This window comes from Peribacillus sp. NPDC058002 (assembly GCF_042886655.1).
In the GTDB taxonomy this organism is placed as follows: Bacteria; Bacillota; Bacilli; order Bacillales; family DSM-1321; genus Peribacillus; species Peribacillus aracenensis.
In genome coordinates, this window is record NZ_JBHVQU010000197.1 from 1 (window position 1) to 6761 (window position 6761).

General features: G+C 40.2%; 7 protein-coding genes. All 7 read right to left on the bottom strand.

The genetic code is table 11. The annotated features are described in order from the left end of the window. Positions 1-41: 41 nt before the first annotated feature. The gene (locus ACFVSH_RS21325) at positions 42-572 is read right to left on the bottom strand and encodes a hypothetical protein (RefSeq protein ID WP_387598020.1); all 531 of its coding nucleotides are present in this window, start codon (positions 570-572) and stop codon (positions 42-44) included. 187 nt (positions 573-759) lie between these two features. Further along, the gene (gene rpoD / locus ACFVSH_RS21330; RefSeq protein ID WP_034308477.1) at positions 760-1893 is read right to left on the bottom strand and encodes an RNA polymerase sigma factor RpoD; all 1134 of its coding nucleotides are present in this window, start codon (positions 1891-1893) and stop codon (positions 760-762) included. 35 nt (positions 1894-1928) lie between these two features. Further along, positions 1929-3734: a DNA primase gene (dnaG, locus tag ACFVSH_RS21335; protein WP_192208344.1), complete on the bottom strand. Its 1806-nt coding sequence runs from the start codon at positions 3732-3734 to the stop codon at positions 1929-1931. 51 nt (positions 3735-3785) lie between these two features. Further along, positions 3786-4241 carry a YaiI/YqxD family protein gene (locus ACFVSH_RS21340; protein ID WP_144526817.1) on the bottom strand — a complete coding sequence of 152 codons (456 nt, stop codon included), beginning with the start codon at positions 4239-4241 and terminating at the stop codon, positions 3786-3788. 514 nt (positions 4242-4755) lie between these two features. Beyond that, positions 4756-5577: a pyruvate, water dikinase regulatory protein gene (locus ACFVSH_RS21345; protein ID WP_370662553.1), complete on the bottom strand. Its 822-nt coding sequence runs from the start codon at positions 5575-5577 to the stop codon at positions 4756-4758. A 16-nt stretch (positions 5578-5593) separates the two neighbouring features. After that, positions 5594-6232, bottom strand: coding sequence for a transcriptional regulator CcpN (gene ccpN, locus ACFVSH_RS21350; protein WP_034308483.1), 639 nt, complete (start codon positions 6230-6232; stop codon positions 5594-5596). 162 nt (positions 6233-6394) lie between these two features. After that, the coding region (locus ACFVSH_RS21355; protein ID WP_387707708.1) for a DALR anticodon-binding domain-containing protein at positions 6395-6761 on the bottom strand (367 nt) is incomplete at its 5' end.

Genomic DNA, 6761 nt, shown 5'->3' on the forward strand with positions numbered 1-6761 from the left:
CAGGTTCATAGTACCCTAAATTCATCATTTGAAACCGCTGGTTATATTAATAAAAAGTAAAGAATGACAAGTGCTCCCAGGCCTCCCGCTATGGAAAAATGGAGCAGCTTCAGTTTTTTGCCCATTAGTATCCAGAGTCCGCAATTAATGAACAAGAAAATATAAAGGATACCTACTTTGCCTGGTGCCATGAATTCCGCAAAACTGATGGTTAGTAAAAGCAATGATAGCACCATTCCCATCAACGACATTTGAAAAATGATTTTCCTGCCGTTAAAGCGGCGGACCGCCAGCCAAAAGACAAGTATTGAAATTGTTGTCATAAGCATTTGCATTCTTATGGGTATTTCAGTAAAATAATTCAAAAATACAATAAATGCAAAAAGGGCTCCGATAAACAGCCCTGAAAAGATGCCGTTTTTTTTGCTCTCGGTTTTAATCGATTTAGATGGCGGCTGTTCGCCTTGACAGTATAATGCAAGCAGATAATTACAATATTGTTCTGGAAGCATACGGCTTTCCTTCCAGGAGTTTATTTCTTGAATGATGATTTTCTTTCTCATCTCATCCATGGATCTCACTTCCTCATCACTTTTTAACGGCTTAGCTTTTTAGTTATGTAAATTGTTTCCGATTCCCATTATACGGAAAAATGGATACGTATTGTTCTTTCAAGGATATTTTTACATCAAAATTTAAAAAAGAGCCGCTCCCGAACGCTAGGCATTCAAAGAGGGCTCTGTAAAGGACATATACATTCTATTCCAGGAAATCTTTCAAGCGTTTGCTGCGGCTTGGATGTCTCAGTTTACGTAGCGCCTTCGCTTCGATTTGACGGATACGCTCGCGGGTGACCCCGAACACTTTACCCACCTCTTCAAGAGTACGGGTGCGGCCATCATCAAGTCCAAAGCGGAGTCTCAAGACGTTCTCTTCACGGTCTGTAAGAGTATCCAATACGTCTTCCAGCTGTTCTTTCAAAAGTTCATATGCTGCATGTTCCGATGGGGAAGTCGCATCCTGATCTTCAATGAAATCACCTAAATGTGAATCGTCCTCTTCACCTATTGGCGTTTCCAATGAAACAGGCTCCTGAGCTATTTTCAAGATTTCACGAACTTTTTCAGGTGTTAAGTCCATATCCTCCGCAATTTCTTCCGGAGAAGGTTCACGGCCTAAATCCTGAAGAAGCTGTCTTTGGACACGGATCAATTTATTGATGGTTTCCACCATATGCACCGGTATCCGGATCGTTCGTGCTTGGTCGGCAATGGCACGGGTTATCGCCTGGCGAATCCACCATGTTGCATACGTACTGAACTTGAATCCCTTGCGGTAATCAAATTTTTCCACTGCTTTGATAAGTCCCATATTACCTTCCTGAATCAAATCAAGGAAAAGCATTCCGCGTCCGACATAGCGCTTGGCGATACTGACAACAAGACGAAGGTTAGCTTCTGCCAAACGGCGTTTCGCTTCTTCATCCCCATCTTCAATTCTCGTCGCCAGAGATATTTCCTCTTCTGCCGATAAAAGGTCGACCCGACCAATTTCCTTTAAATACATGCGTACTGGGTCATTAATTTTAACGCCAGGAGGAACACTTAAATCATTTAAATCAAACTCTTCTTCTTTTGCAAGTTTCTTCTCATCTGGATCGTCTTCATCTTCGTCTTCCTCACCATCAGTGAGTATTTCGACGCCATTTTCTGCTAACACCTCATAGAACTCATCCATTTGATCGGAATCCAACTCAAAACCGCCAATCATTTCAGCAATTTTTTCTAAAGTCAAAGAGCCCCGTTTTTTACCTAGCTCTAGTAATTTTTCTTTCACCTGTTCAAGGCTAAATTCATTATCAACTTGTTTGGAACGTGCTGGTTTTTCAGCCATTAGTTCCCCTCCTTCCAGGACTTACACCTAAACGACTACAACATTTTACGCAATTTAATGATTTCCATGGCAATTTGTGCAGCAGTGACATAATCACTTCGTCTAACTGCATCTTTTTCTTCAACTTGTTTTTCTTTTATCTTTAACAACTTTTCATATTTCAACACTTGATTTATACAATCGGTCAGTTCTTTATCGGTAACTTCCTCATTCACTGACATCATTTCTATTTCAGAAACGATCCTTCTCAAGTTTGGATCCGGTAAATAAGTAAGGAAAAAGCTTGTATCCGGTTCGTGTCCATCTTCATAGAACGCATATAAATAGGTGATGATTGCCTGATGTTCATCTACATGAAAGACCGTTTGACCAAGCAACTGCTGAATTTTGAATGTCATATCCCTGCTTTTTAGCATATGGGCAATCAACTTCATTTCAGCATTATGGTGAGCAGGCTTTAACTTATGCTCATATTGCAGGGCCATCTTCTTTGGAGCTGCTGGCTGCGGCAGTGTCCCCTTCTTGCGTTCCGTAAAGAACACCTGACGCTGCTGCTGTTCCAGCGCATCCAATGAAAGGGAAAATTCAGAGGATAGCTGCCGGAGATAATGATCCCTCTCCACTGCATTGGGCAATCGCGAAATTTCTTTAAGGACTTCTTCGATATATTGAATTCGATCTCCTTCATTATTTACATTTTTCCCTCGACGCAAATAATGCATTTTGAATGCCATGTAGGTTAAACTGGCCCCTATTACTTCAGAAACAAAGCTTTTTTCACCGAATTCCTTTATGTAGTCATCGGGGTCCAAGTTATCAGGCATGAGAGCGACTTTCACGGAAAACTCATGGTCCTGTAACATATTAACTGCACGATTGGCAGCGTTCAATCCCGCAGAGTCCGAATCGTAGCAAATAAGTATCTGGTCAGTATTTCTTTTTAAAAGCTGGATATGCTGGTCCGTCAGGGCAGTACCCATTGTAGCGACCGCATTCTCCACACCTGCGCCAACTGCTGAAATGCAATCGGCAAAGCCTTCAAAAATGACAGCTTGTTCTTTCTTTCGTATGTGTGGTCTTGCATGATGGAAATTATATAAAGTTTTACTTTTATTAAAGATTGGCGTTTCAGGACTATTCAAATATTTGGGCTCATCGTCCCCCATCGCTCTTCCTGAAAACGCAATCGTATTTCCTTGATGATCCATAATTGGAAACATGACTCTATTTCTGAAACGGTCAAAATATGACTCGTCTTTTTCCCTGTAAATAATAAGCCCTGCCTGCTCCATGTATTCCGCTGGAAACCCGCGTTTTAAAAGGAATTTGGACACGAAGTCCCATGAATCCAAAGAGTAGCCAATTTGGAACTTTTCTATCGTTTCTTCAGTAAACCCGCGTTTAAGTAAATATTCGAGAGCATCCTGCCCCTCTTTCGTATTAACGAGGAGATGATGATAAAACTTCCTCAGCAGGTCATGGGCTTCAATCATTTGCTGAGAGCCTGCCGGCATGTTAGATCGCTTGGAATCCTTATTGATTTCAACATCCAAAGGAACATTTCCCTTTTCAGCTAAAACTTTTGCAGATTCCACAAAGCTGTAGCCTTCTATATCCATCAAGAAGGTAAAAATATTCCCGCCTGCCCCGCAACCAAAACAGTGAAAAATTTGTTTTTCCGTTGAAACGGAAAACGAAGGCGAGTTTTCACCATGAAAAGGACATAGGCCAAAGTAATTGCGCCCCTGCTTCTTCAGCTGGACATACTCCCCAATTAAATCAACAATGTCAACAGCTTCGCGAATTTGATTAATTTTCTCATCTTCTATACGGCCATTTATCATTTTTCCACCTTGCAATATTGGTGATAGTTTTTAATTCGATACTGATTCCTAATTCCCTGCAAAGTTCGACAATGTTTTCATAAGTTTATTTGTAAAACATGCACGGTCTTCCTTTGTGAATGCTTTCGGCCCTTTCGTATGCTTACCCTGCCTGCGGAGTTTCGCCGACTGATAACGCATATCCAAGAGCATGAAAATATTCTCGTCAGTGTATTCTTTTCCCCTTGGCGAAAGGACATAAACGTTTTTAGGAAGCAGGGTCCCAGCCAAACCAATATCTGCTGTAACGACAATATCACCCTTTTTTACTGAGTTTACTATATAAAGATCTGCCGCTTCTTTGTCTGCATCGACATAAACCCATTTACCTTCAGGGTTATTCATCATATTTTTATATGATGCAACAAAACAGACTTCAACATCGTGCAAATTTGCACAATGAAGGATTTCGTCTTTCACCGGGCATGCATCGGCATCGACGTGTATCGTAGGTTTATTATTCATACCTTCTAATTCTACATCTTTCTGCATAATCCTTTTTCTCCCCTAAAATTTATGAAGATATGGTGAATTTTCAGCATTGATTCAGAGGATTCCCTCTAAAAAGAGCACAAATCATTCTTCAAAGAATACCTGCTTATTTAAGTGAAAGCACCTCTTTTGCCTTGAAAAAGACCAGCCCTTCCTGAATTATACGGAACATGTCGAATTATTTTTATAATAAAAACCTTGACATCTCATTAACCTTTAGTTTATTCCTTATTAATTAAGTCTAAACCTTAAGATTACTTTTTTCTCACAATTTTTTATTATAGTCTATTTGATTAGAAGATGCCAACATTTAAATTCTGAATGTTTTTTCATGCAAATCAACGGATTTTCGTTTGGAAACCAAGAGGGATTTTATGTAATTATTTTGAACTTATTCTTGTTATTCCCTTTTTCGTCCTTGGCATTAAAATGTGAGCTGACACATAGAGTGTCTAGCTCACATTTTGATTTGCCTTAATTATAAGGATCAACGGTTTTTATTTTGAAGGATATTGATTATCAAATTGGCTGTTTCTTCGACAGCCTTATTGGTTACATCAATGATAGGACAGTTCAACCTTGATATGATTGTATCAAAGTATGTCAATTCTTCTTTTATTCGCTCCACATTTGCGTAAATGGCATGATCATTGAGCCCAAGTGACTTTAATCGTTCTTTACGAATATGGTTCAGCTTTTCCGGGCTGATCTTCAAACCGATGCATTTTTCAGGAGGTACCAGGAACAGCTCTTCTGGAGGTTCCACTTCAGGCACTAAAGGTACGTTCGCCACTTTATAGCGCTTGTGGGCTAAATACTGTGATAATGGTGTTTTGGAAGTGCGCGAAACACCCACAAGGACGATATCTGCACGTAAAATGCCCCGTGGGTCACGTCCATCATCATATTTCACAGCAAATTCAATGGCTTCCACACGCTTGAAATAGTCATCATCCAGCTTTCTCACCAGACCAGGTTCATTAAGCGGCCCTTTTGGCGCCCTTTCCTGAAGGATGTCCATGAGCGGCCCTAAAATGTCATAAGCAGACAGGTTTTCTTTCTCGACCTGTGCTTTCATATACGCTCTAATGGCTGGCTTGACAAGAGTATAAGCAATGATCGCCCCATCCAACTTAGCCAGTGATATCACTTCATCCACGTTTTGTTCATCTTCAATATACGGAATTCTCTTTATGGAAAAAGCAGATCCCGAGAACTGGCTTGCAGCGGCTTTTGTAACCAATTCCGCTGTTTCCCCTACTGAATCCGATACAACATATATAATTGAACCGTTCATATTCTCCGTCATTCCTTTTGCAAGCCCCCTAATAGCCTTCATCAGCCAAAGCTACGAATGCTTTCGTAATATTGGTTTTTGTAATCCTTCCAATTACTTCATAGCCTTTTTCTGTGTCTTTGACGACTGGTAATGAGTCGATTTGTTTATCAATCAATTTTTTGGCAACATCAATCAACAGGTCTTCTTTTGAACACATGGTTATATTGGGCATCCTAGTCATGATGATGTTGACTGGAATGGAGTTAAGCTCCTGTTTCCCAATACTCGCACGCAACAAGTCTTTCCTTGATAAGACACCAACAAGCAATGCATGCTTATCGACGACGAACATTGTTCCGACATCTTCTAAAAACATCATGACTATTGCATCATATACGGAAATGCCCTCGTCAACAACGACAGGTATCGATTGGTAGTCTCGTACATAAAGATGGTTGAGGCTATCTGTCAAAAGCTGTGTCCCTGACCTGCCTGTATAGAAATACCCCACCCGGGGCCTGGCATCAAGAAAACCTGCCATCGTTAAAATCGCTAGATCTGGACGAAGTGTCGCCCTGGTAAGGTTCAATCTATCCGCAATATGTTCTCCAGTAATCGGTCCGTTTTCTTTTACGATTTGTAAAATCTGTTCCTGACGCTTATTCAATTGGATTATAATCACCACCCCACTGCTTTCGCAGAGTAAAGTAACAAAAGTAGTTCATTTAATAATTATATACTAAATTATTTAATTAGGGCATTTTTGTCCTATTTATTGACCATTTATCTTTTGAAGAAATCGGAAGCCCTTATTTAAAGGGTTTCCGATTTCCATACATCCTTTCGATCATGTAAGGATGATTTTATTCATGGCAGCAAAACCTGCAACTAAATCACTGATTTCCTTCATTAAGGATAAACGGTTATTACGGATTGCTTCATCCTCTGCCATGACCATTGTATTCTCGAAATATGACTCTATTTCCGTTTGCAGCGAAACAAGCTGTTCAAACCGCTCATTCTCATCTTTGGATTCCATATAATGCTTTGCCACTTTTTGATATTTTTCGTATAACGCATTCTCTTGATCATTTTCAAAGGCACTAGGGTCGACAGTTACCTTTTTGTCACATTTCACGGCAATGTTCATGACCCGACTCAAAGCTTCCAGATTTTCTTTAAAGCCAGCTTCGTCTTTTTTCGCATTCAAGACA